This window comes from Streptomyces sp. NBC_01384 (genome assembly GCF_045040035.1).
GTDB lineage: Bacteria > Actinomycetota > Actinomycetes > Streptomycetales > Streptomycetaceae > Streptomyces.
Genome location: NZ_CP109559.1, coordinates 7769657 through 7792060 on the forward strand (window position 1 = coordinate 7769657; position 22404 = coordinate 7792060).

The 22404-nt window shown below is 71.3% G+C and carries 17 protein-coding genes and 1 pseudogene; 9 read left to right on the top strand and 9 right to left on the bottom strand.

Annotated elements, in window-relative coordinates:
- The first annotated feature begins 3 nt into the window (after positions 1-3).
- Together OG747_RS35335 and OG747_RS35340 are read left to right on the top strand one after the other, a co-directional pair.
- Positions 4-1251, top strand: coding sequence for an alginate lyase family protein (locus tag OG747_RS35335; protein ID WP_405883410.1), 1248 nt, complete (start codon positions 4-6; stop codon positions 1249-1251).
- Between the two features lie 104 nt (positions 1252-1355).
- Positions 1356-2960, top strand: a complete 1605-nt coding sequence (locus OG747_RS35340) for a carboxylesterase/lipase family protein (RefSeq protein ID WP_405883411.1) — start codon at positions 1356-1358, stop codon at positions 2958-2960.
- Positions 2961-3041: 81 nt separating this feature from the next.
- Here the strand turns inward: OG747_RS35340 and OG747_RS35345 are convergent, their stop codons facing one another.
- The 3 genes from OG747_RS35345 to OG747_RS35355 form a co-directional block, all read right to left on the bottom strand.
- Complete coding sequence (locus tag OG747_RS35345; RefSeq protein WP_405883412.1) at positions 3042-4115, bottom strand: LacI family DNA-binding transcriptional regulator; 1074 nt, start codon at positions 4113-4115, stop codon at positions 3042-3044.
- A gap of 219 nt (positions 4116-4334) precedes the next feature.
- Positions 4335-5282 (bottom strand): homocysteine S-methyltransferase, encoded by a 948-nt coding sequence (mmuM, locus tag OG747_RS35350; RefSeq protein WP_405883413.1) that lies wholly within the window; start codon positions 5280-5282, stop codon positions 4335-4337.
- Positions 5283-5510: 228 nt separating this feature from the next.
- Positions 5511-7622, bottom strand: coding sequence for an autotransporter (locus tag OG747_RS35355; protein ID WP_405883414.1), 2112 nt, complete (start codon positions 7620-7622; stop codon positions 5511-5513).
- Between the two features lie 211 nt (positions 7623-7833).
- On the opposite strand from OG747_RS35355, the gene OG747_RS35360 reads away from it, so the two are divergent.
- On the top strand, positions 7834-9243 hold the full coding sequence (locus OG747_RS35360; protein ID WP_405883415.1) for an RICIN domain-containing protein: 1410 nt from the start codon (positions 7834-7836) through the stop codon (positions 9241-9243).
- Positions 9244-9536: 293 nt separating this feature from the next.
- On the opposite strand, the gene OG747_RS35365 is transcribed toward OG747_RS35360, so the two are convergent.
- Positions 9537-11204 carry a rhamnogalacturonan lyase B N-terminal domain-containing protein gene (locus OG747_RS35365; protein ID WP_405883416.1) on the bottom strand — a complete coding sequence of 556 codons (1668 nt, stop codon included), beginning with the start codon at positions 11202-11204 and terminating at the stop codon, positions 9537-9539.
- A 189-nt stretch (positions 11205-11393) separates the two neighbouring features.
- Between OG747_RS35365 and OG747_RS35370 the strand changes: the two genes are divergently transcribed.
- Both OG747_RS35370 and OG747_RS35375 read left to right on the top strand, forming a co-directional pair.
- Complete coding sequence (locus tag OG747_RS35370) at positions 11394-12437, top strand: rhamnogalacturonan acetylesterase (RefSeq protein WP_405883417.1); 1044 nt, start codon at positions 11394-11396, stop codon at positions 12435-12437.
- 78 nt (positions 12438-12515) lie between these two features.
- Positions 12516-14228, top strand: coding sequence for a DUF2264 domain-containing protein (locus OG747_RS35375; RefSeq protein ID WP_405883418.1), 1713 nt, complete (start codon positions 12516-12518; stop codon positions 14226-14228).
- Here OG747_RS35375 and OG747_RS35380 read toward each other — a convergent pair.
- Positions 14173-15579 (bottom strand): hypothetical protein, encoded by a 1407-nt coding sequence (locus OG747_RS35380; protein ID WP_405883419.1) that lies wholly within the window; start codon positions 15577-15579, stop codon positions 14173-14175. The genes OG747_RS35375 and OG747_RS35380 overlap by 56 nt on opposite strands.
- A 102-nt stretch (positions 15580-15681) precedes the next feature.
- Between OG747_RS35380 and OG747_RS35385 the strand changes: the two genes are divergently transcribed.
- Entirely contained in the window at positions 15682-16458 is a 777-nt protein-coding gene (locus tag OG747_RS35385; protein WP_405883420.1) for an isocitrate lyase/phosphoenolpyruvate mutase family protein, read from the top strand.
- Between the two features lie 74 nt (positions 16459-16532).
- Here the strand turns inward: OG747_RS35385 and OG747_RS35390 are convergent, their stop codons facing one another.
- On the bottom strand, positions 16533-17135 hold the full coding sequence (locus OG747_RS35390) for a WHG domain-containing protein (RefSeq protein WP_405883421.1): 603 nt from the start codon (positions 17133-17135) through the stop codon (positions 16533-16535).
- Between the two features lie 123 nt (positions 17136-17258).
- Between OG747_RS35390 and OG747_RS35395 the strand changes: the two genes are divergently transcribed.
- Positions 17259-18353 carry an alanine racemase gene (locus tag OG747_RS35395; RefSeq protein ID WP_405883422.1) on the top strand — a complete coding sequence of 365 codons (1095 nt, stop codon included), beginning with the start codon at positions 17259-17261 and terminating at the stop codon, positions 18351-18353.
- Positions 18354-18591: 238 nt separating this feature from the next.
- Here OG747_RS35395 and OG747_RS35400 read toward each other — a convergent pair.
- Positions 18592-18711 (bottom strand): annotated as a pseudogene (locus tag OG747_RS35400) (sigma factor); the annotation flags it as partial.
- On the opposite strand from OG747_RS35400, the gene OG747_RS35405 reads away from it, so the two are divergent.
- Entirely contained in the window at positions 18710-18964 is a 255-nt protein-coding gene (locus OG747_RS35405; protein ID WP_405883423.1) for a transposase, read from the top strand. The pseudogene OG747_RS35400 and the gene OG747_RS35405 overlap by 2 nt on opposite strands.
- Here the strand turns inward: OG747_RS35405 and OG747_RS35410 are convergent.
- Positions 18865-19611 carry a hypothetical protein gene (locus OG747_RS35410; RefSeq protein WP_405883424.1) on the bottom strand — a complete coding sequence of 249 codons (747 nt, stop codon included), beginning with the start codon at positions 19609-19611 and terminating at the stop codon, positions 18865-18867. The genes OG747_RS35405 and OG747_RS35410 overlap by 100 nt on opposite strands.
- Positions 19608-20996 (bottom strand): nitrous oxide reductase family maturation protein NosD, encoded by a 1389-nt coding sequence (locus OG747_RS35415; RefSeq protein WP_405883425.1) that lies wholly within the window; start codon positions 20994-20996, stop codon positions 19608-19610. The genes OG747_RS35410 and OG747_RS35415 overlap by 4 nt, the downstream gene beginning before the upstream one ends.
- Positions 20997-21268: 272 nt before the next feature.
- On the opposite strand from OG747_RS35415, the gene OG747_RS35420 reads away from it, so the two are divergent.
- On the top strand, positions 21269-22321 hold the full coding sequence (locus tag OG747_RS35420; protein WP_405883427.1) for a Dyp-type peroxidase: 1053 nt from the start codon (positions 21269-21271) through the stop codon (positions 22319-22321).
- Positions 22322-22404 lie beyond the last annotated feature (83 nt).

Here is a 22404-nt window from a genome sequence, read left to right on the forward strand (position 1 = left end):
GCGATGAGCCGCACATCCCCCCACCAGCACCTCCACCACACGGAATTGAGTCGCCGCGGTCTCCTGAAGACCGCCGGCGGTCTCACCGCCGCCCTCGCCGTCGGCGCCGGGACCGCCGCCCTGACCGGTGGCACCGCGGACGCCGCACCGGCGACCTTCACCCACCCCGGAATGCTGCACGCCTACGGAGAGCTCAACCGCGCCAAGGTACGGGTCGCCGCGGGCGACGACCCGTGGCTCTCCGGCTGGAACCGCCTGACCGCCAACAGCCACTCGGCCGCCACCTGGACCCCCAACCCGCAGGCCACCATCATCCGCGGCGGCACCGGCGAGAACTACGGCATCCTCTACAACGACATCCACGCCGCCTACCAGAACGCCCTGCGCTGGAAGATCGCGGGGACCACCGCCAACGCCGACACGGCCGTCAAGATCCTCAACGCCTGGTCGGCCAAGCTCACCACCGTCACCGGCAACGCAGACCGCTTCCTGGCCGCCGGGATCTACGGCTACCAGTTCGCGAACGCCGCCGAACTCATGCGTGGCTACGCCGGGTTCGACCTCGCGCGGTTCAAGACGATGATGCTCGACGTCTTCTACCCGCTCAACAACGACTTCCTGCTCCACCACAACACCGCCTGCATCACCAACTACTGGGCCAACTGGGATCTGTGCACCATGAACTCGATCCTGGCCATCGGCATCCTCTGCGACGACGCGGCCAAGTACGACCAGGCGGTGAACTACTTCAAGAACGGTGCGGGCAACGGCTCCCTCACGCACGCCGTCCCGTTCGTCTACGACAGCCAGGGCCTCGCGCAGTACCAGGAGAGCGGCCGCGACCAGGGCCACACCATGATGGGCATGGGCCAGCTCGGTGCCTTCTGCGAGACGGCCTGGTCCCAGGGCGAGGACCTGTACGGCTACGGCGACAACCGGATCATGAAGTGCGCCCAGTACGTCGCCAAGTACAACCTCGGCCAGGACGTGCCCTACACGACGTACACCTGGGGCACGGGCCAGAGCTGCGCCCAGCAGTCGCAGACCGTGATCTCGTCCGCGAGCCGCGGTGAGATCCGGCCTGTCTGGGACATCCTGTACTACCACTACGCGCGCCGACGCGGGCTCTTCGTCCCGTACATCCAGGCCATGGCGGAGAGCGTGCGCCCCGAGGGCGGCGGCGGGGACTACGGCCCGAACAGCGGGGGCTTCGACCAGCTCGGCTTCGGCACGTTGATGTACGCCAAATAGGGACGTCCAAAAGCGCGCCGGTCAGGGACGTCCGGGGGAATAGCCGGAGGTGATGTGATGCTCTGATGTGAACCGTTCACGGAGGGCGAGGAGCTGGTGGTCGGATGGCGGTGGACGCGGCGCGGCAGGCGGATCCGGTGGTCACCACCCCGTACGGAGCGGTGCGCGGCAGATACGAGAACGGGATCGCCGTCTTCCGCGGCATCCCGTACGCGGCCCCGCCGTTCGGCCCCCGTCGCTTCCGGCCACCGGCGCCGCCCGCGCCCTGGGACGGGGTGCGTGACGCGGGCGTCTTCGGAGCGACACCGCCCAAGCCGCCGTACTCCGAGGCGTTCGCGCGGCTCCTCGCCGACCCCGTCGTCCCCGGCGACGACTGTCTGAACCTGAACGTGTGGACACCGGAGCCCGGCCCCGGCGCCCGGCTCCCCGTCATGGTCTGGATCCACGGCGGGGCGCTGACCCGCGGCTCGTCGGCCGTGCCCGTCTACGACGGACGCGGCTTCGCCCGGGACGGGATCGTCCTCGTCTCGGTCAACTACCGTCTGGGCGTGGAGGGTTACGGCCTCTTCCCGGACACGCCGCCCAACCCGGGACTGCGCGACCAGCTGGCCGCCCTGGAGTGGGTGCGCGCGTCGATCGCGCGGTTCGGCGGCGACCCGGACCGGGTGACCGTGTTCGGTGAGTCGGCCGGAGCCATCAGCATCGGGGCGCTGCTGGCCAGTCCGCGCGCCGCCGGACTGTTCCACCGGGCCGTGCTGCAAAGCGGGCCGCCCGAGGCGAGCGACCGCGACAAGGTGCGCCGGATGGTGCGCAGGATGGCCACCCGGCTGAAGATCCCGGCGACGGCGGAGGCGTTCGCCGCCGTCGACCGCGCCCTGCTTCTGCGCACCCAGGCCGAGGTGGGCAGACTCAGCAGCCCGGTGGTCGGCGGGCCCGCCTTCGGCATCGTCGTCGACGGCGACCTCGTCCCGCGCGACCCGCTTCAGGCCCTGGTCGAGGGCGCCGCGCCCGGCGTCGGCCTGCTCCTGGGCTGGACCAGCGAGGAGTACCGGCTGTGGCTGGTGCCCGGTGGTCTCCTGGAGCGCGTCGACCGGCTCGGCCCGGTCGCCCTGGCCGGTGCCATGGCCCGCTGCCACTGCGGCCACGAGGTGCCCCGCGGCTACCGCGCGATCCACCCGGACGCGGGCACCGCCGACCTTGTCGGCCAAATGGTCACCGACCACCTCCTGCGGGTGCCACTGCACCGGCTGGCCGATGCCCGCCCGCCCGAGACCCCTTCGTACGTCTACGAGTTCGCCTGGCCGTCGAACGTGCCGGGCCTCGGCGCCTGCCACGCTCTGGAGCTCGGCTTCGTCTTCGACACCGCCGACGTGCCGGAGTCGGCGAAGCTCGCGGGTGAGGGCGCCCCGCAGGAGCTCGCCGACGCGATGCACGCCGCCTGGGTGCGGTTCGCGGCCGAGGGCGACCCGGGCTGGCAGGCCTGGGACACCTCACACCCGGTCCGTGTCTTCGGCACCGGCGAACCGCACACCGTCCACGGGCCGCGCGACCGTGAACTCGCCCTGTGGGACGCGGAGTCGGCCGGGCCGCTCAGCTCTCCGGAATCCACACCCGCAGCGCGCCTTCCTGCCGGTTCGCCCGTGCGCGGCACGGCACCGCTGTCAGCCGTACGCCGTTTCCGTCGCTCCGGCGGAGCCCCCCGGCCGTGACGACGGCGACCCCGCCGAGCAGGTCCGGCCCGCATGTGACCGGCAGGCCGGAACCGTAGGGCGGGGTGCGACAACCGGTTTCTATCGGCGGATGCCGCTCCCTGGCCCCGCCACGGAGTCGCGCACGACCACGTGCGTCCCCAGGAGAAGGTGTTCGTCCGGGGTCTCCGGGGTGCGGCCGAGGGCGGTGCGGACGGCCAGGCGGCCCAGTTCCTCGTACGGGACGTGGACCGTCGTCAGCGGAGGGTGGAGGTCGCGGGCGAAGGGGATGTCGTCGTAGCCGACGAGGGAGACGTCGGCCGGGACGCGCAGACCCGCCTCGTGCAGGGCGGTCAGGGCGCCGGAGGCGACCATGTCGGTGGAGGCCATCACCGCCGTGAAGTCCAGGCCCTGCTCCAGCGCCCGGCGTATCAGGCGGTGGCCCGAGTCGCGGGTGAAGTCGCCGGTCAGGCGTAGCGCCGGATCGGGTTCGAGGCCGCGTGCCCGGTGGGCGGCGAGGTAACCGCGCTCGCGGCCCTGGGCCGTGGTGCTGTCCGGCCTGCCCCCGAGGAACAGGACCCGCTGGTGGCCCTGGGCGAGGACGTGCGCGCACAGGGCGTACGCGCCGCCCTCGTTGTCGTACTCGATGACCGTCACCGGCGTCCCGGGGTCCAGCGGTGGCCGCCCGCACAGGACGAGCCGAGACCCGGCCGACGCCAGGGAGTCGGCGATGCGTGCCATCCGCGCGCGGTACTCCGCGGTGTCCGTGGCGCCGCCGACCAGGATCACCGCGGCGGCCCGCTGGGCGCGCATCATCTCGATGAACTCCAGCTCGTGCTCGGTGTCGCCGTCCGTGCTGCACACCAGACACAGATGGCCGAGCCGGGTCGCCTCGCGCTCCACGCCGTGCGCCATGTGCGCGAACGACGGCCCGGTGATGTCGTCGAGGACGAACGCGAGCGTCGGTGTGCCGGCCCCCGCGATCGCCTTGGCGCGCGCGTCGGCCACATAGTCCAGCTCGCGGACCGCCCGCATCACCCGGGTACGCGTCGCCGTGCTCACCGGGTACTCGCCGCCGAGCACCCGCGACACCGTCGACGCGGACACTCCCGCGTGGGAAGCCACGTCCCGGATCGTGCGCCGGCTCCCGGCGTCCGTGGTGCTCTTCCTCGTCATGCCGGCCCCTTTTCTCCGCCCCGGGCGACGACTTCGCCGCCGCCGGGACCCGCCCGCCCCCAGGGAAGCTCGGCAACATCGACGGCAACCGGTTCCCGGGCCGGAGGCTAGCAGGCGGAGCGGAACGTGACGAGAGACGGGGAACTCGATCCGGCCGACGCCGTCGGCCGGCGTACCGGCGGGTCGCTCGCCGTGGTGTCGGCAGGCTGCCCCGGGGGCCTATGCGGAAAGCTCCCCCACCGTCCGCGCGATCGACGCGATCGCCCCGGGGCCCACCCGGCAGCACCCTCCGATCAGCCGCGCCCCGCCCCGCCGCCAGCCGGTCACCTGCTCGGTGGTGAAGGTCGACCGCCCGCCCCAGGCCCGCGCCTCGGCGTCCCACACCTCGCCGCTGTTCGGGTACACCACCACCGGCTTGCCGGTCACCCGTGCCGCCGTCTCGACCGCGCCGTCCACGTCCTCCGGCGCGCAGCAGTTCACGCCGACCGCGATGATCTCGTCCGCGCCGGCGGCCGGGGCGAAGGCCTCCTCCAGGGGCTGCCCGGCCCGCGTACGGTCCCCGGCGACGGTGTACGACAGCCACGCCGGTACGCCGAGCCCGCGCAGCGCCCGCAGCAGCGCCTCGGCCTCGTCGGCGTCCGGTACGGTCTCCAGGGCCAGCACGTCGGGCGCGGCGGCGGCCAGCACCTCCAGACGCGGACGGTGGAACCGCTCCAGCTCGGCGACGCTCAGCCCGTACCGCCCCCGGTACTCCGACCCGTCCGCGAGCATCGCCCCGTACGGGCCGACCGACGCGGCCACCCACAGCGGCCGCGTGACGCCCTTCGCGTGCGCGCGCCGGGCCGCCTCGCGGGCCAGCTCCACGCTGAGACCGAGGAGTTCGGCCGCCCGCTCGTGCGGGATGCCGCGCTTCGCGAAGCCCTCGAAGGTGGCCTGGTAGCTGGAGGTGATCGCCACGTCCGCGCCCGCCTCGAAGTAGGCGAGGTGCGCCTCGGTGATCGCCTCGGGCCGTTCGGCGAGCAGCCGCGCCGACCACAGCTCGTCGCTCAGATCGTGCCCGGCCGACTCGAGCTGGTTGGACATACCGCCGTCCAGGACGACCGTTCCGGAGGCGAGGGCGTCGGCGAGGGTACGGGAGGAAGCGCTGCGGAAGGTGTCGCTGGTCATGTCATGACGCTAGTCGATGGGGACCTCCGCGCCCCTTTGCGTCCACCTGATGAACAAATCGACCACAATGTGGAATGCCAGGGCTTCGGCCTCGCCTAGCCTTGGGGCATGCATGAAGTCGATCAACTCGGCCCCGAAGTACGCGAGATCCTCGGCGCCCCGGCGGACCGCGCCATCCTCGAACCGCTCGTGCACAACTCCCTGAACGGCGTCACCGGCGGCGTCGACTCACCGGGAGGCCGCGTGCCGACGACCGTCGCGCCGCCGCGACCGCCCTCGCCGGACCACCGGCACGGCGAGCGCGGTCAGCAGCGGCGCGAGCAGCAGGGGCCACCATGTGCGTGTGCCCTCGCTCTTGCCGACGGCGGCGGTGTTCTTCACGGAGGGGGCGGCGGAGGCGGACGGGCCGGGGGACCGGTGCGCGGCCACGGCCTTCAGAGTGACGTCGTTGCCGTCGCCCCCGCGGTAACTGATCCGGTACGTCGTGTCGGCGAGCTTCACCGAGGCGCCCTCGCGCAGGCCGGCGAACGCTCCGGTCGTCTTCGTGTGACCGGTGTGGTCGAGCACCCGGATCTCGCGGGCGGAGTCGGTCCCGGCGGCCGACAGGTCGAGGTCCCCGGCCAGCCGGACCGCGCCCGTCACCTTCAGGGGTTTGTCGCGCAGGACCAGCGTGCCCTGCGTGTGCTGCGTGTAGTCGCCGGTCACCGTGAGGGCGCCCGCGACCTCACCGTCGTTGACGACCGCACCCCGTACCGTGCCCTTGCCGCTGAGGGACGTGGACACCCGAAGACCCGTCGTACGAGCGTCGAGGCGCGCCCCGGCCGAAGTGAGCCGGATCGCCTTGCTGTGCGCGAGCGTGGCGCCGGACGCGAGGGCGAGCGTGCCCTTGGTGACCGTCGTCGGGCCCGTGTACGACACCTCGCCGCCCGTCAGGGTCGTGGTCGCGGCACCCGACTGGGTGAGCCCACCCTCGCCGCCGAAATGTGACAGTGACACGGGAGTTGTCACATTGCGGACGACAAGGGTGCCGTCGTCGACGATCCGGCGGCGCTCCGAGCCGGTCATCAGCGAGCCGTCACCGCCCCGCGTGCCCGAGCCGAGCCTCAGCACGGCGCCCTTCTCGATGGTCGTCGACCCGTCGTAGTACTGCTCGGCCGCGAACGTGACGTCGTTGCCGGGCGTCCCCTTGATCACGACGTCCCCTGCGCCGGGCGCGGCCAGCGTGTCGTGGTAGCGGCCGCCGCCGATGGGTGCGCCCAGGGTGACCGGCCCGTTGTAGGCGAAGGTCAGCCGGGACCGGACCCCGCTCGCGACATGCAGGTTGATGTAGACGGTGTCCTTCGTGCCCGGCATGAAGATCTTGTGGGTGGTCCCGTCGCCCCACTGGACGTTCGCGCCCTCGATGTTGGTGCCCCGCTTGTTCAGGTTGTGGGGAACGGCGCGCCAGTTGATGCCCGGGTCGCTCAGCGACGGGTTGGTGTCGCCGCCTTGGTCGCTGTAGCTGTACTGGCCGGTGAGCACGACCTTGCTGCCGGGCCGGGAGTGGACGTTGACGTCGCTGCCGTACTCGCGCTGGTAGAAGTTCTGGCGGAGCGTGATCGTCTGGTACAGCGGGGTGTCGATGATCCAGGAGCCCTGGTTGAGGACGGCGCGGGCGTTGGGCAGAGCCACCGGGTACTCGGGGCGGCCCACCGCCATACCGGTGCCGTTGTCGATCACCCCGGAGAAGGGGTGGGTGCCGGCCAGGTCGAGCGTGCCCCACATGTTGCGGGGCTGGGTGACCAGACCCGAGCCGCTGATGGTGCCGATGTTGAAGGTGCGGGTCAGGGACAACCGGAGCGTGCCGTCGACCCGCACGTTGAGCTGGTTCAGCTGATAGCCCGGCGTGTTGTACGGGAAGTGGCCGATCAGACCGGTGCCGCCGCCCGTACCGTACTGGAGGGTCGCGCCGCGCTCGACCGTGATCGCGGGCGGGTCCGGGTTGCTCACCGTGGTGTACGGGTGGTTGCCGCCCTGCGTCTTCACACTCTGCCGCTGTCGTGCCCTGGGCAGGGTGAAGTCGCTGTCCTTGGTGAGGATCAGCGTGCCGCCGCCGCGCACGGTGAGCGTGCCCTCGCCATGGAAGGCGCCGTTGTACGTGGTCGTCCCGGGCGGCACGGTCACCACCGCGTCGCCGGTGAGCGTCACGTCCCGGCCCGCGAGCACGTCGGCGGTGACGTCCCCGTCGGCGGCGGCCGTCGCGAGGCGAGTCGCGGAAAAAGAAGGGGCGGTGCCGAGCGTGAGGGCGACCGCCGCGAGGGCTCCGGTGACCGCTGCTGTCTTGTGGGTATGGCTGCGCACGTCTCGGAGACGGTCCGGACCGGCGGTCGATAACAGAAATTTCGCGTTCGGCTTTGTTTCCCGATGTTTCTCTCTGTTTATTTTGTCGCCTCTTGCCCGACCCGTTGACCTCTACGTAACACGCCCTTACCTTTTCGGCGTTCGTGATGACAGATTTTGTTCGGAGTCTCGAACCAATCAGTGAGCAGGGGTATCTATGGAGGGATTCCAGATGAGACGTGTGTACGCGGTCCTCGTGGTCCTCTGTCTGGCGTTCGCCGGGGCCCTGACGGTCGCGGGCCCGGCCCAGGCCGCCGCCCAGACCATCACCAACGGCACCCAGTTCACCGATACTTCGGGCAACGGCGTGCACGCGCACGGCGGCGGGGTCATCAAGGTCGGCAGTTACTACTACTGGTTCGGCGAGGACCGCAACGCCGACAACACCTTCCGGTACGTGGACGCCTACCGCTCCACCGACCTGAAGAACTGGGAGTTCCGAAGTCACGTCCTGACCCAGTCCAGCGCCTCCGAGCTGGGCACCGCCTACATCGAGCGGCCCAAGGTCATGTACAACGCGTCCACCGGCAAGTTCGTCATGTGGATGCACAAGGAGAACGGCGTCGACTACAGCGAGGCGCGCGCCGCCGTCGCCGTCTCGGACACGGTCGACGGCGACTACACCTACCAGGGCAGCTTCCAGCCGCTCGGCCAGTACATGTCCCGTGACATCACGACCTTCGTCGACACCGACGGCACCGGCTACATGGTGTCGGCGGCCCGCGAGAACTACGACCTGCAGATCTACAAGCTCACCGCCGACTACACGGGTATCGACAGTCTGGTCGCCGACCCCTGGCACGGCGGACACCGCGAGGCCCCGGCACTCTTCAAGCGGGACGGCGTCTACTTCATGCTGACCTCGGCCGCCACCGGCTGGAGTCCCAACCAGCAGCAGTACGCCACCGCCACCTCCCTCGCCGGTCCCTGGACCGCGATGACGAACGTCGGCGACGCGACGGCGTACGGCTCGCAGACCGCGTACGTCCTTCCCGTGCAGGGCACTTCGGGCACCTCGTACCTCTACATGGGTGACCGTTGGGGGAACTCCTTCGGCGGGACGGTCAACGACTCCCGTTACGTCTGGCTGCCGTTGACCTTCCCCAGCTCGACGACCATGAGCATGAGCTGGTCGCCGGAAGTCACCATCGACACGACGGCCGGGACGATCACGGGGACGAGCGCCACCTACGAGTCGCTGACGGCCCGGCACTCCGCCAAGTGCGCCGACGTACCGGGCCAGTCCCTGCTGACGGGCGTCGCGCTCTCCCAGTACACCTGCAACGGCGGCAACAACCAGAAGTTCTGGTTCAAGTCGGTCGGCAGCGGCTACTACGAGCTGATGACCCGGCACAGCTCCCTGTGCCTCACCGAGAACGCCACCGACGTCACCCAGGAGAACTGCGCCACCGCGACCACCCAGCAGTGGTCGGTCACCGCCTCCGGAAGCTACGTCCTCCTGAAGTCCCGCGCGAGCGGCGAATGCCTGGATGTGAACGGCGCGTCCACCGCCAACTCCGCCGCGCTGATCACGTACACCTGCAACGGAGGTACGAACCAGCAGTGGACGCGCGGGACCTGACGCAGGGGCCGCGTCGACATCAGGAACCGGCCTCCGGCTGATCCAGAGGGACTTGGACCAGTGATGTCCGGGGGTCGGACTCCTGCTGTCGGGCGTGGGCGGCGCTGCGCCGGTCCAGCAGCACCGACACGGAAAGGCCATCGTGGCACCTCGGAACCCCCCTTCGGCCGGTCTGAGGGAAAGGCGATCCCCCGCTCGACGAGGTGTGTAAAGCGCCGCCCCGCCCCCAGGGCCCGCGGTGCCGCGGCGAGCCCGGAAGCTCACCGCGACACCGGTCCCACCCGTTTGGAGCGTCAGACCAGCAGGTCCAGCGCGTCGATCGACGTCCCCGCGCTGAGATAGGCCGTCGTTCCCGAACCGCTCACCACATCGATCTTCAGCACGTTGTACTGACTGGTGTCCGTCAGCCACGCGCCGGCCGGGACGCTGTAGGTGAACGTGTTGTTGTTGCCCCGGTAGGACCCGACCGTCAGGGAACGGGTGCTCGGCTGGGTGGGCGGGGAGGGGATGGCCGACACCCAGTCGTTGACCGTGACGCGCGGGCGGCCGTTCGCGTACGCCGTCGTCACCCCGATCCGCAGGGTGTGCGCGGCGGCGGCCTGGGCGGCGGTCAGCTTGAAGTACACCAGCAGGCCGCTGTTGACGTCCTTCCAGATGTACGCCGGGAAGGACGCGGCCTCGTTGCCGCTGCCGATGACCACGTTGCCGGTCCAGGCGGCGGCCCGGGGGTCGGACGGGTGCGCGTACGTCATCAGGTCCGCGTTCTTGAACCCGCTCGGCGTACCGTCCCAGGTGCCGATCCGCCAGATCGCGCTCGCGTTGTCGGGGTCGTTCGAGGAGGGGATGGTGATCGTGTTGAGGGTGGTGGTCGCACCCGCGGTCACCGTCACCGAGGCGGTGTACACGGCGAGTTCACCCTTGAAGACCGTGAGGGTGTACGTGCCCGGCAGCACGCCCGCGATCGAGTAGTAGCCGTCCGACACCCGTGCCGAACCCCAGTACTGGGCGGCGGAGTTGGCGAGCCCGACCGTGTACGCCTGCGTCGTGTTCCGCCCGGAGATGCCGACGCCCGCGACCTTGCCGCGGCCCCCGGCGGCCACGTACCCGGAGATGCCGAGCGAGTCCGCCCAGGAGGTGGTGAGGTTCGCCGCGTACAGCGAGGAGGAGGGCGTACCGCCGTCCGTGAAGGCGATGACGTACGGACCCTGGAGGCCGAAGCGCTGGTCCTCGGTCTGGTTCTCGCCGTAGTACAGGATCTCGTAGAGGCCGCCGCCGTCCGCGCTCTGGTGCCGCAGCAGGGAGCGGTAGAACGGGCCACCGGAGGCCTTCTCGTGGTTGCTGCGCACGATCCACAGGCCGACGCCGCCGGTGGTCCAGCCGATGTAGTCGTAGTCGATGACACGGTGCTTCGAGTAGTGCTTCGAGCGGGTCTGGCCGTCGGACTTCGCGAACACGTCCGCGGACTCGATGATGGTGGGCGCGTACGTGTAGGAGTCGGGCTCGTCGTTGAGGAACAGGCCCGCCTTGACGCGCACGATGTAACGGGTCGCGCTGACCGAGGTGTCCGCCTTGTTGGTCCACAGGTAGACGTTGTTCTCGCCGCTGCGGGCCGCGTAGTAGTGCTTGAGCGTGCCGTACGCGACGCTGACCAGGATCGTCGAACCGGACTGTGCGATGGTCACGGTGGAGGTGCCGAGGCCGGACTCGACGTGCGAGTTCTTGCCGCCGTAGCCCTGGTACTCGGTGCCGCGGTAGACGAGCGAGGTCAGGTCGCCGTTGGTCTTGCTGACCTTGAAGACCAGGTTCGCGCCGGTGTCGATGACGTAGTTCGAGCCGTCGTCCGTGTAGCCGAAGCTCGCGGCGACGGCCGCCTGGGTGAGGGCCGTCGCGCTCACGGCCGCCGCCGTCGTGCCGAGAACGAAGGTGCGGCGTCCGAGGGATCTGTCGGTGGATTTGGACATGGGGGTGCCTCCTTCGGAGGTGCGGGTGTGCGGGTGTGCGGAAGACTGGCAGTTGAATCGATTTCGCGAAAGGGCTTTCGCTGCTTGGGAGTTGGCAATCATGTGAAATCGCGCCTAGTACTAGAAAGCGCTTGCCGGTAGCGGTACGGTCCAGCCGCCAGGTCTTGTCGTCCTGTTGGAGGAGCCGCAATGAGACGTTTCATCCTGGGCGTGGCCGTGCTGGCCGCTGCCACCGCCTTGTCGGCCGCACCGGCACAGGCGCACGCAGGGCCGCGCGCCCTCGGCCTGGAGAACTGCACCGCGAGCGCCTGCCACTTCGACGTCGCGCCCGGCACGTACGACGTGCGCGTACGGCTCGGCGGGGAGGCCGCGGCGAGCACCAGCGTCAGCGGTGAGACGCGCCGTTCGCTGCTGCCCGAGACCGCCACGGCGGCCGGGGAGAGCGTGACCCGCAGCTTCACGGTGAACGTCCGCACGCCCGAGGGCGAGCCGACCGGTCCCGACGGCGCCCCCGGCCTGGACCTGGTGCTCGGCGGCTCCGCGCCCGCGCTGGCCGACATCAAGGTGACCCCGGCCCGCCCGCACACCCGCCAGATCTTCCTGGTCGGCGACTCCACCGTCTGCGACCAGCCCGGCGACCCCTACTCCGGCTGGGGCCAGCAACTGCCCCAGTACCTCCGCAAGGGCGTATCGGTCGCCAACTACGCGGACTCCGGCGAGAGTACGGTCACCTACCTTGAGAACCCCGCGCTCTTCCCGACCGTCCAGCCGCTCATCCGGCGCCACGACCTGGTCCTCATCCAGCTCGCCCACAACGACAAGACGACCGACGAGCCGACGTACCGTGCGAACCTGGAGACCCTCGTCGCGGGGGTCCGCGCCCAGGGCGGCGACCCGGTCCTGGTCACCCCCATCGTCCGCCGCTGGTTCAACGCGGACGGCACCCTGAACAACAACACCGCACTGCTGGTCAACGGCCTCGGCGTCGACCTCCCGGCCGTCATCCGCTCGGTCGCCGCCGCCGAGAACGTTCCGTTGATCGACCTGACGGCCAGGACCAAGGCCCTCGTCGAGACCCTGGGCGTCGAGGGCTCCAAGGCGATCTACCTCTACAACGAGAAGCGGGACAACACGCACACCTCCGTGCACGGGGCCACGGTCTACGCGGGCCTCGTCCGCGACGAACTCGTCGCCCGGCATCTGGTGCCCGAGCGCCAGGTAAGGGTGGGATGAGCCCCTGGGGCGTCCCGTCCGGAACCGGGGCGCCCCAGGTATCACCCGACCGAGCCGCCGAACCAGGAAGCGCCACTGATGCCTCCCGAGGACCGCACCCTCAGCCCGTACACCGGCTACACCCGCGCCCACTGGGAGGCGGCCGCCGACTCCCTGCTCGCCGCGGTCGCCCCGTACGCGACGCGGGACGGCGCGCTCTACCACCTCCCCGGCGAGCACACCAGCTGGTCGGGCCGACTCTCCGACGGCCTGGAGGGCTACGCCCGTACGCTGCTCCTGGCCGCCTTCCGCCGCGACGAGAAGGCCCTGGAGCGGTACGCCGACGGACTCGCCGCCGGAACCGCGGGCATCTGGCCCCGTATCGAGGACCGTAGCCAGCCGCTCGTCGAGGCCGCGTCGATCGCCCTCGCGCTCCGTCTGACCCGGCCGCTGCTCTGGGACCGCCTGGACGACGGCGTACGGCAGCGGGCCGCGGCCTGGCTCGGCGACGCGCTGACGGCCGAACCCTGGGCCTGCAACTGGGAGTTGTTCCCGGTGACGGTCGGCGGCTTCCTGCGGGAGATCGGCCACGAACCCGAAGCGTCGCGCGCCGCGATCGACCGCGGCCTGGAGCGGATCGAAGAGTGGTACGTCGGCGACGGCTGGTACACCGACGGCCCCGGCCGCGCCTTCGACTACTACAACGGCTGGGCGATGCACCTGTACCCGGTGCTGCACGCCTGGCTCGCGGACGACGCCGGTCTGCTGGACCTGTATGGCGGCCGACTCTCCCGCCATCTCACCGACTACGCCCGCCTGTTCGGCGGCGACGGCGCCCCGATGCGCCAGGGCCGCTCCCTGACCTACCGCTTCGCGACGACCGCACCGCTGTGGCTCGGCGCCCTCACCGGCCGTACGCCCCTGTCGCCGGGGGAGACCCGACGCCTGGCGTCCGGCGCCCTCCGGTACTTCCTCGACCGGGGCGCGGTCGACGGCCGGGGCCTGCTCACCCTCGGCTGGCACGGCCCCGACGAGACGGTCCTGCAGGGCTATTCGGGCCCGGCCTCCCCGTACTGGGCGAGCAAGGCCTTCCTCGGCCTGCTCCTCCCGCCGGACCACGAGGTGTGGACGGCACGGGAGGAGCCGGGCCCGACGGACCGCGCCGACGCCGTCACGCCCGTCGGGCCGCCCAACTGGCTCCTCCAGACGACCACTTCGGACGGCCTGGTCCGCCTCCACAACCACGGCAGCGAGGACGTCCGCTACGACCCGTACTACACACGGCTCGCGTACTCGACCGCGACCGCGCCCTCGGCGTCGTCGCCGCCGTCCTACGACAACAGCGTGATCGTCGGTGACGATCCGAGCCGGACGCACATCGAACCGCTGGGGGCGGGGGACGGCTGGGTGGCGTCCCGGCACGCGGTGGGGGAGGACGTCCGGGTCACGAACCTCGTCGTGGCGCACGGCGCCGTCGAGGTGCGGGCGCACCTGGTGGCGGGGGCGGCCCCGGGGACGCCGGTAGGCCTCACGGGGTGGCCGGAAGGCGACGATGTGCGCTCCGAACTCCTCTCCGTACACGGCCTGTCGGACTCGACCGGTGCCACGGGAGCCGGCGCCACCCTCTTCGTCGCCCTCGTCCGGCTCACCGGCGAGCCGGATCCCCTTCCCCTCACGGAGCTGGTGTCCGTGAAGGTGGAGGGGGAGTACGACGTCCGCGTGAGCTGGGCCTTTGGCCCCTCGGCGTGCTTCCGGTTCAGGGCTTCAGACGGGCTATCTTCAGCGTCGTCGTGGTCGGTGAAGCCCCGGTGAGGGCGCTCGTGTAGGACGGGGTGACAGGCGCGTACGCCCAGGTCAGGGAGCCGTCCTTCAGAGTCGCGATGTCACCGGAGATACGGGCCTGGACGACCTTGTCCGGCGACTTGAACGCGCCGTTCCAGTCGATCAGGCGCAGGTGGGTGCCGGTGAAGGTGCCCGTGCAGGTGCCGGCCGAGCACTTGGCGTTCTTCAGGGACTCCCAGGAGACGAGGAGCCGGTCCTTGCCGTACGGGGCGATGTGCACGTTGACGCTCTCGGTGCCGACGGCGCTGGTGAGGTAGACCGGCTTGCCCGCGGGCGTGTTGCGGTTCTTGAGGAAGGCGACGGCCACCTGGTGGGTCGTCGTCTTCGGCTTCACCGTCCAGCCGCGGCCGCTCGCATCGGCCGGGTTCTTGGCCGCGGAGGCGGCGCCCCGGGAGGCGAAGGCGGTGGCGTACCGGCCCGTCGAGGACTTCACCAGCTCGCCGCTGCGGCCCGCGAACGTGCCGCCGCAGTAGCCCGCCCAGCACTGCTCGCGCTGCACGGCGGGCGCGTTGTCGGGGGCGCCTATCCCGGTCGAGACGAACAGGCCCGAGCGCCAGTCGTCGAAGCACAGCGAGGTGAACGCGCCGGTCGTCTCGGCGTGCAGCGCGATGCCCTCGTTGTGGCTGCACCCCCAGCCCCAGCCGCCCGTCAGCTTGGCGCCCTTGGAGCTGACGTAGGCGAGCTTGTCGCCGAAGTGGCCGTCCGCGAAGCCGCCCGCGCCGTGCACGACGAAGTACGTGCCGTACTTGGTGCCGTTCCAGGTGAGCCGGCCGTCCAGCAGCGGCGCCGTGTCGTGCGAGGCGGTCCCCGTGAGCTTCGTACGGAAGGCCTGCTTGCCGTTCTGGTAGCGGATGAGCGCCGCCGCCGTCTCCTTCCACTTGTTCGTGTCGGAGACGCGGGTCAGCAGCGCGAAGCCGTCGTTGTGCGCGACCAGGCCGCCGACCTCCTTGGTGCCCTTGACGACCGTGTCCGCGCCGGAGCGCTTGCCCGCCGCGGTCAGCGTCGTGACATGGACGCCGTCGGACGCGGGCCAGGCGACACGGAGGGTGCCGTTGGGCGCCACGGCGGTCGCCGTGCGGTTCCACTCGCGGGTGTTGTTGTAACCCGCGGACAGGTAGGGGAACTTGGTGGTGAGGCTCACCGTGGTGTTCGTGACGGCGGCGACCTGCGCGGCGGCGGCCGTGGTGGCGGTGGTCGTCGTCGGCGTGGCGGTCGCGTACCAGGCCCCGGCGAGGACGCCGACGGCCCCGAGCCCGGCCGCCAGGGGCTTACGGGCGACGTGGCGACGGCGGTGGGTGGTGGTGGGTCTTGCGTTGGTCATGTGGGGTGGTTGCCGCCGAAGAGCGAAAGGTTGCCTTGATTTTCGGGGGAGGTGAGGACGGTTCGGCGGGTGCCGAAGGATCGCGCCCTTAGCGTTCCCCGTATGAACGACTCGACGAGTCCCTTCGCCGCGCTTCACCACGCCGAGACCCCCCTCCTCCTGCCCAACGCCTGGGACCATGCCTCGGCCGCGCTCCTTGCCGCTCAGGGCTTCGCGGCGATCGGCACGACGAGCCTCGGTGTCGCCGCGGCGGCCGGACTGCCGGACGGGGTCGCGGCGACCCGGGACCTGACCGTACGGCTCGTCCGGCAGCTCGGCACCGGTCCGTACCTGCTGTCCGTCGACGCCGAGGACGGTTTCGCCCAGGACCCGTCCGACGTGGCGGAGCTGGCGAGTGAGCTGGCAGCCGCCGGGGCGGTGGGCATCAATCTGGAGGACGGCCTCGGCCCCGCCGACCTGCACGCGGCGAAGATCGCGGCGGTCAGGGCGGCCGTACCGGACCTCTTCGTCAACGCCCGCACCGACACCCACTGGCTCGGCGACGGTGCGGACGAGCGGGAGACCGTCCGCCGTCTCGACGCCTACCAACAGGCGGGCGCCGACGGCGTGTTCGTCCCCGGCCTGACCGACCCGGCCCGCATCTCCGCCCTGCTCAAGACCCTCGACGTACCGCTGAACATCCTCTACTCACCCGCGGGCCCGCCCGTCTCCCAGCTCGCCGACCTCGGCGTACGCAGGATCAGCCTCGGCTCGTACCTCTACCGGCGGGCGCTCGGCGCGGCGCTGGACGCGATGGCGGACATCCGGGCAGGCCGCCCGCCGTTCGGCACCGCGCCGACGTACGACGAGGTACAGGTGCTCAGCTCCCCGTCGCCGTGAGCGTCCGTGTGAGCAGATCCGCGAACTCGACGGGGTGCTCGATGATGCCGAGGTGACCGCCGTGGTAGTGGGCGTCACGCGTGATCGTCTCTCTTCTCCTCGCTCCGTGGCCAGTGCTCCAGGGCCGTGTGCAGGGCGTCGAGGGCGCGCTCCCAGGAGGCCTGTACGTCCCTGGGGGCGCCGAAGCCGCCGTTCGCCTCCAGGGTGCAGAAGCCGTGGAAGGTGCTGCGCAACAGCCGTACGGCGTCGGTGAGGTCGGGCTCGGACAGCCCGTACGCGCGGAGCATGCCGTAGGTGATCTCGGCGGTGCGCCGGTACGCGTCGGACTCGGCGGCGAGGGTGGCGTCGAGCTGGTCGAGTGGGATGTGCGTGGCGGCGTAGCGGCCGGGACGTTCGAGCGCGTACTCCCGGTAGGCGCCCGCGAAGGCGACGAGAGCGTCCTTGCCGGCCCGTCCGGCGACCGCCGTGGCGATCCGGTCGATCATCTCGCCCGCGGCCAGCAGAGCGATCCGCGAGCGCAGCTCCCGCACGTTCTTGACGTGCGAGTACAGGCTCGCGTCCTTCACACCGAACTGGCGTGCCAGCGCGGACAGGGTGACGTTCTCGAACCCGACCTCGTCGGCGAGATCGGCCGCCGCCGCGACGACGCGGTCGGCCGTGAGCCCGGCACGAGCCATGGGGACCACCTCTGTGGCACTGGGTTGATTGACTATCCACATACCTAGAGGGTCTAGGTTGAGTCCTAATGTACACAGCCGGAAGGGGAGTGAGAGGCTGTAGCGGACTGGGAGGTCGTACTGATGCTTGAGCAACTGCCCGAAGGGCTTGTCACGCCCGTGCTGGTCGTCGACGCCGACGTACTGGACCGGAACATCGCGCGCATGGCCGAGGCCGCCCGGACCGGAGGCTTCAGCCTCCGGCCGCACGCCAAGAGCCACAAGTGCGCGGAGATCGCGGGGCGCCAACTCCGGGCAGGGGCGCGCGGGCTGTCGGTGGCGACCCTGAGCGAGGCGGAGGCGTTCGCGACGGCGGGCGTGGACGACCTGTTCGTCGCGTATCCGCTCTGGCTCGACGAGGACAGGGCGCGACGCCTGCGCCGGCTGGCCGACGAGGTCGCGCTGCGGGTCGGGGTCGACTCGGTGGAGGGGGCGCGGCGGCTGGCGGACGCGGTGCGCGGGAGCGACCGCGGGGTGGAGGTGCTGGTCGAGGTGGACTGCGGGACGGCCCGGACGGGGGTGCGGGCGGCGGAAGCGGGGCGGGTGGCCCGGGCCGCGGCGGACGCCGGGCTGCATGTGCTCGGAGCGTTCACCTTCCCGGGGCACGGGTACGGCCATGACCCCGAGGCCCGGGAGCGGGCGGCCCGCGACGAGGAGCGGGCGCTCTCCGAGGCGGCTGTCTCCTTCGGCGAACTGGGCCTGGCGGCGGAGGTGCTGAGCGGAGGCTCGACCCCGACGGCGGACCGTTGGCGCCCCGGCCCCGTCAACGAACTCCGTCCCGGGGTCTACGTCTTCAACGACGCCCAGCAACTGGCCATCGGCACCTGCGCCGTCGACGACCTCGCCCTCTGCGCCGCCTCGACCGTCATCAGCGTCCCGGCCCCGGACCGCTTCGTCCTGGACGCGGGCAGCAAGGTGCTCGGCGTGGACCGCTCCGCGTGGGTGACCGGTCACGGCTACCTCCCGCAGTACCCCGAGGCCACGATCACCGCACTCTGGGAGCACCACGCGGTGGTCCACCTCCCGGAGGGCACGCCCGGCCCCCGCCTCGGCTCCGTCGTCGCCGTCGTCCCCAACCACGTGTGCACGCCCGTGAACCTGGCGGAGGAACTGGTGATCGCCCGCCAAGGGGTGGAGCTGGACCGGTGGCGGGTGGCCGCGCGCGGTGCCAATACCTGAATGGTCGCCACATGGCCGTCAAGCGACCGTCGAGCGGTCGTCATCCCTTGAGGAACTCCTCGACGGCCGCGCAGAACTCCACGGGACGGGTGGCGTGGACGCGATGACCCGCGGGGATCGTCAGGAGCCGGCCCGCGGGAAACCGACCGGCCATCTCCGCGATCCTCTCCTGAGGCGGGTGATTGTCACTACCGCCCGCGAAAACCAAGGTGGGCGCCGTGATCGCCGTAGGGGCGTCATCGGCCCACCGCAGCCAGGACTCCTGCACCACGTCCTCCGCGTCGGCCGCCGACCCGAGCATCTCGTAGGCGACCGTGAACAGCAGGCTGCGATGGGCCACGAACGGGTTCTCGGTCATGCCGTCGACGCTACCCGGGACTTCTCAGGACGCGTGGCCGGCCCAAGGCAGCTACGAGATGCGGGAGATCGCGAACACGATCCTCTACCGAGCCCGCACCGGCTGCAGGTTGCGCCGGCTGCCCAACGGCTTGCCACCGAAGAACGCGGTGTACTACTGCTTCGCAGCGGAGAGCTGCGCCACCAGCCACCCGGTGCTGCCGCCCAGCCGTGCGGAGAAGCGGCGCAGTCCGCCGTCCGCGTCGATCCAGTAGCGGGTATGGCCCGATGTGGTGCGGGCCGTACCCGGGGAGGGCTCTTGGGACGTGGTGGTGGACGGGCCCGCGAAGACCGTGACGGGGACTCCTCCTACTTCCTCGTGCCGGAGGCTGCGTGCCCCGCTGTGGAGCAGCAGTTGGGCGTTGTCCGGTCGGTCGGCGGCCAGATTGAGCAGCAGGAGCAGGGCGGTGTCGATGGTGGATGTCGTCGCGGTGAGCGCGCGTTGGGTCCAGCCGTCGCGGGGTGGGTGCGGGGGGAGGGGGCCCGGCCAGTTGCGCTGGACGGAGACGGTGGTGCGGTCCCAGCGCAGTAGGTGACGACCGTGTTCCAGGACGCCACCGTTGCCCTGGAGGATGGCGAGTCCCGTTGAGTGGCGCCAGTCGATGCGGCCGGTGAGCCGAGCGGGATGCCCTTGGACCGGGATGTCGGCCGTGACCTGGGCGGTGCCGCGCCGGTAGTTGGCGAACCGGGTGAGAGCGAGCAGTTCGGCTTGCCGGGCGGTCAGCGCGGGGGCGCTGGTGGCGGAGGCCGGGGCGGCCGGCTTTTCCTGGGTGCAGGCCGTGCCGCCGAGCAGGGTCAGGAGAGTCAGCGCGATGCCGCAGGCCGAAACGGCGGGCGAGGTGCGTCGGCGCGGGGGTCTCATCGGACGGTCACGCCGTGGCGGGGACGTACGGCGAGCAGGTCCGGGCCGGGGAGCGGCACGCGGTCGGCGTGCACGTCGCCGGGCAGGCGGACGGCGGGGGTGGCGGGTGCGGATCGCGCGTGCGGGAGTTGTGGCTGGGCGGAGGGCGGGGCGACGTCCAGGAAGGGAATCCCGGCCGGTGGCGGGGCGGTGCGTGTGGGCGGCGCCGTGGCGGAGGTCCTGCTGTTTCCCCCAGGACAGGGAGCAGTGTGCGGAAGGTCTTCCGGAAGGGTGCGGTGCAGGGTGTTTCCGCGCAGGCAGTTGCCCTGGCCCGGGGCGCGGGCGGAGGCCTGGTAGGAGATGTCGACCGCGTTCGCGGACAGGGTGTTGTCCTCCAGTCGGTTGTCCAGGGGAGGTACGTCCTCGTGGGAGGCGAGAACGATGCCGGCGCGTGAGTTTCCGCTGACGCGGTTGCGCAGGAGTGCGTTGTGCTGCCCGCCGGCGATACCGATTCCGATCCCGAAGCCTCCGTCGGCCTGCTCGGGTGTGTCGGGGGCGTTGTTGTCGGCGACCAGATTGCCGGCGACCACACCGCCCGTTTGGGGTACGTAGGCTTCCTGGTAGTCGGTGTCGACCGTCAGTCCGACCCGGTTGTGGGTGAAGCGGTTGTGCAGCACCCAGATGGGTCCGCTGGCGTTGGTGCCCTCGTAGCCGATGGCGTTGTGTTCGGCGATGTTGTCCTGGACAAGTACGTGGCACGGTTTGCACTGGCCCACGTAGAGGCCGGAGTCGGCGCTGCCCGAGGCGTAGTTGCGCTCCAGCACGCCGTGCCGGGCGTTGAACGCGTAGATGCCGTACAGGCCGTTGGCGTGGGCGGTGACATAGCGGACCCGGAAGCCGTCGAGGGGAGGGAAGCGGGCCGGGTCGAGGTGCTGGTAGCCGTCGCTCCCGCGGGCCAGTCCGCCGCCGGCGTCGCTCATGCCGGTCACCAGCACTCCGTTGAGGAGGTGGTTGCGGACGGTCAGGTTCTCCACCGAGACGCCCGCGGCGGTGACCACCACGCCGTTGGAGCGCCTGCCCTCGCCGTCGATGACCACGCGGTTGCGGTCGGTGCCGCGCAGCACCACACGGTCGGTGCGCACCGTGACGGTCTCGTGGTACACGCCGGGTGAGACGAGCACCAGGTCACCGGGGTGGGCCCTGTCGAGGGCGGCGTTGATCGTGGCCGCCTGCCCCGGCACCCGGATGGTGGCGGAACCGGTCGAGCGTGCGGGGCCGTTGCCGTGGCCGGCGGTGCCGGTGGAGGCTCCCGAGCAGCCGCCGCACAGGAGCGCGGTGACCAGCACGCAGCCGAGCGTCGCAGCGCGCCAACTGCCCCCTGCCGGGCGGACGATGTGCGGGTTCATGCGAGGTTTCTTCCGATCCATGAGGACACCGGATTCTAGCTTAGAGTAGTCGGGTGATCACAGACGGTACTCGCTTGGGTGAATCGGGCACGGAACAGTGGCTGTCGCGGCGCCGGGCGCTTGTGAGGGGATCGGCGGCCACGGCGGCTGCCGGGATCGCCGGGTACGCGGTAGCCGCGCGGCAACGGCCCACCGCTCTCCCGGCCGACGGGTCGCAGGTGGGAGCACCGTCGGGAGGCTCCCCTGCTGGAGCGCGGTCCGCGCCGGGCACCATGGCCGTGTCCGCCCGGGGCAGTCGTCAGGCCGGAGTGGACCGCCCGGCGCAACCCCAGCAGCATCTGGCCCTGTCGGTCCACGACCTGCCCGGCGTGGGCCAACCGGGCGCTCCGGGTGCCGACTTCGTGCGCCGGAACACGCATCTGGTCGCCGGGCTGGGCACACGGGTCCTCGCGCTGACGCAGGGGGGCGATGCGGCCCTCGGCGGGCTCCCGCCGGGGGACCTGACCGTCACCGTCGGGGTGGGCCCGCGGGTCGTCGCCGCCGTGGACGGCGGCCTGCCCGGGGCGGTCGAACTGCCCGCCTTCGCACGGGAGGAGATGCCGGACGCGGCCCGGAGCGGCGACCTGATGGTCCAGGTCTGTGCGTCCGACCCCCAGGTGGTGACGCTGGCTGATGGCGCCCTGAGAGCCTGGCTCCGGGAACACTCGGCGGCTCCGCGCTGGGAGCAGTACGGTTTCCGGTCCCCCGCGCCCCGCGACCGGCCCGGGCCGGTGCGCAATCTGCTGGGGTTCCTGGACGGCATGACAGTGCCGCGCACCCCTCAGGAGCTGGCCCGTGAGGTGTGGCTGCCGGCCCCGGACAGGGTGCGGGGCGGCACGGTCGCGGTGGTACGACGCCTGAGACTGGACGTGGCACGCTTCCTCGCCCAGGACCTCGACCAGCAGGAACGGGCGATCGGGCGGCGCCGCGAGGACGGTGCACCGCTCAGCGGCGGTAGCCCGGACGCTCCCCTGGACCTGGGCGCGAAGTCCGCGCAGGGTCGATACCTGGTCCCGGCACTGGCACACGCGCGGCGCGCCCACCCCAACGCCACGGGCAGCGGGCTGATGCTGCGGCGTGGCTACAGCTATGCCAACGGGCCGGACGACCGGGGGCTGCTGTTCATCTGCTTCCAGCGTGAGCTGCGCACCTTCGTGGCGACGCAACAGCGGCTGGACGACGGGGACGAGCTCTCCCGGTTCGCCACGGCCACCGCCTCCGGCACCTTCCTGGTGCTGCCGGGCTTCTCGGCCGCGCGTCCCCTCGGTGCCTCGCTGTTCTCCTGAACTCGGGGAAGGCCAAAGGGCCCGGGCCCCGCTCGTAGCGGCGTGGCTCGGACCCTCCGGTCGGTTGGGGCGGCTGGGGCGGC

Coding starts and splice junctions, on each gene's coding strand:
- OG747_RS35335 (WP_405883410.1), top strand. CDS start 4: ATGAGCCGCACATCCCCCCACCAGCACCTCCACCACACGGAATTGAGT.
- OG747_RS35340 (WP_405883411.1), top strand. CDS start 1,356: ATGGCGGTGGACGCGGCGCGGCAGGCGGATCCGGTGGTCACCACCCCG.
- OG747_RS35345 (WP_405883412.1), bottom strand. CDS start 4,115: ATGACGAGGAAGAGCACCACGGACGCCGGGAGCCGGCGCACGATCCGG.
- mmuM (WP_405883413.1), bottom strand. CDS start 5,282: ATGACCAGCGACACCTTCCGCAGCGCTTCCTCCCGTACCCTCGCCGAC.
- OG747_RS35360 (WP_405883415.1), top strand. CDS start 7,834: ATGAGACGTGTGTACGCGGTCCTCGTGGTCCTCTGTCTGGCGTTCGCC.
- OG747_RS35365 (WP_405883416.1), bottom strand. CDS start 11,204: ATGTCCAAATCCACCGACAGATCCCTCGGACGCCGCACCTTCGTTCTC.
- OG747_RS35370 (WP_405883417.1), top strand. CDS start 11,394: ATGAGACGTTTCATCCTGGGCGTGGCCGTGCTGGCCGCTGCCACCGCC.
- OG747_RS35375 (WP_405883418.1), top strand. CDS start 12,516: ATGCCTCCCGAGGACCGCACCCTCAGCCCGTACACCGGCTACACCCGC.
- OG747_RS35380 (WP_405883419.1), bottom strand. CDS start 15,579: ATGACCAACGCAAGACCCACCACCACCCACCGCCGTCGCCACGTCGCC.
- OG747_RS35385 (WP_405883420.1), top strand. CDS start 15,682: ATGAACGACTCGACGAGTCCCTTCGCCGCGCTTCACCACGCCGAGACC.
- OG747_RS35390 (WP_405883421.1), bottom strand. CDS start 17,135: ATGGCTCGTGCCGGGCTCACGGCCGACCGCGTCGTCGCGGCGGCGGCC.
- OG747_RS35395 (WP_405883422.1), top strand. CDS start 17,259: ATGCTTGAGCAACTGCCCGAAGGGCTTGTCACGCCCGTGCTGGTCGTC.
- OG747_RS35405 (WP_405883423.1), top strand. CDS start 18,710: ATGCCGTCGACGCTACCCGGGACTTCTCAGGACGCGTGGCCGGCCCAA.
- OG747_RS35410 (WP_405883424.1), bottom strand. CDS start 19,611: ATGAGACCCCCGCGCCGACGCACCTCGCCCGCCGTTTCGGCCTGCGGC.
- OG747_RS35415 (WP_405883425.1), bottom strand. CDS start 20,996: ATGAACCCGCACATCGTCCGCCCGGCAGGGGGCAGTTGGCGCGCTGCG.
- OG747_RS35420 (WP_405883427.1), top strand. CDS start 21,269: ATGGCCGTGTCCGCCCGGGGCAGTCGTCAGGCCGGAGTGGACCGCCCG.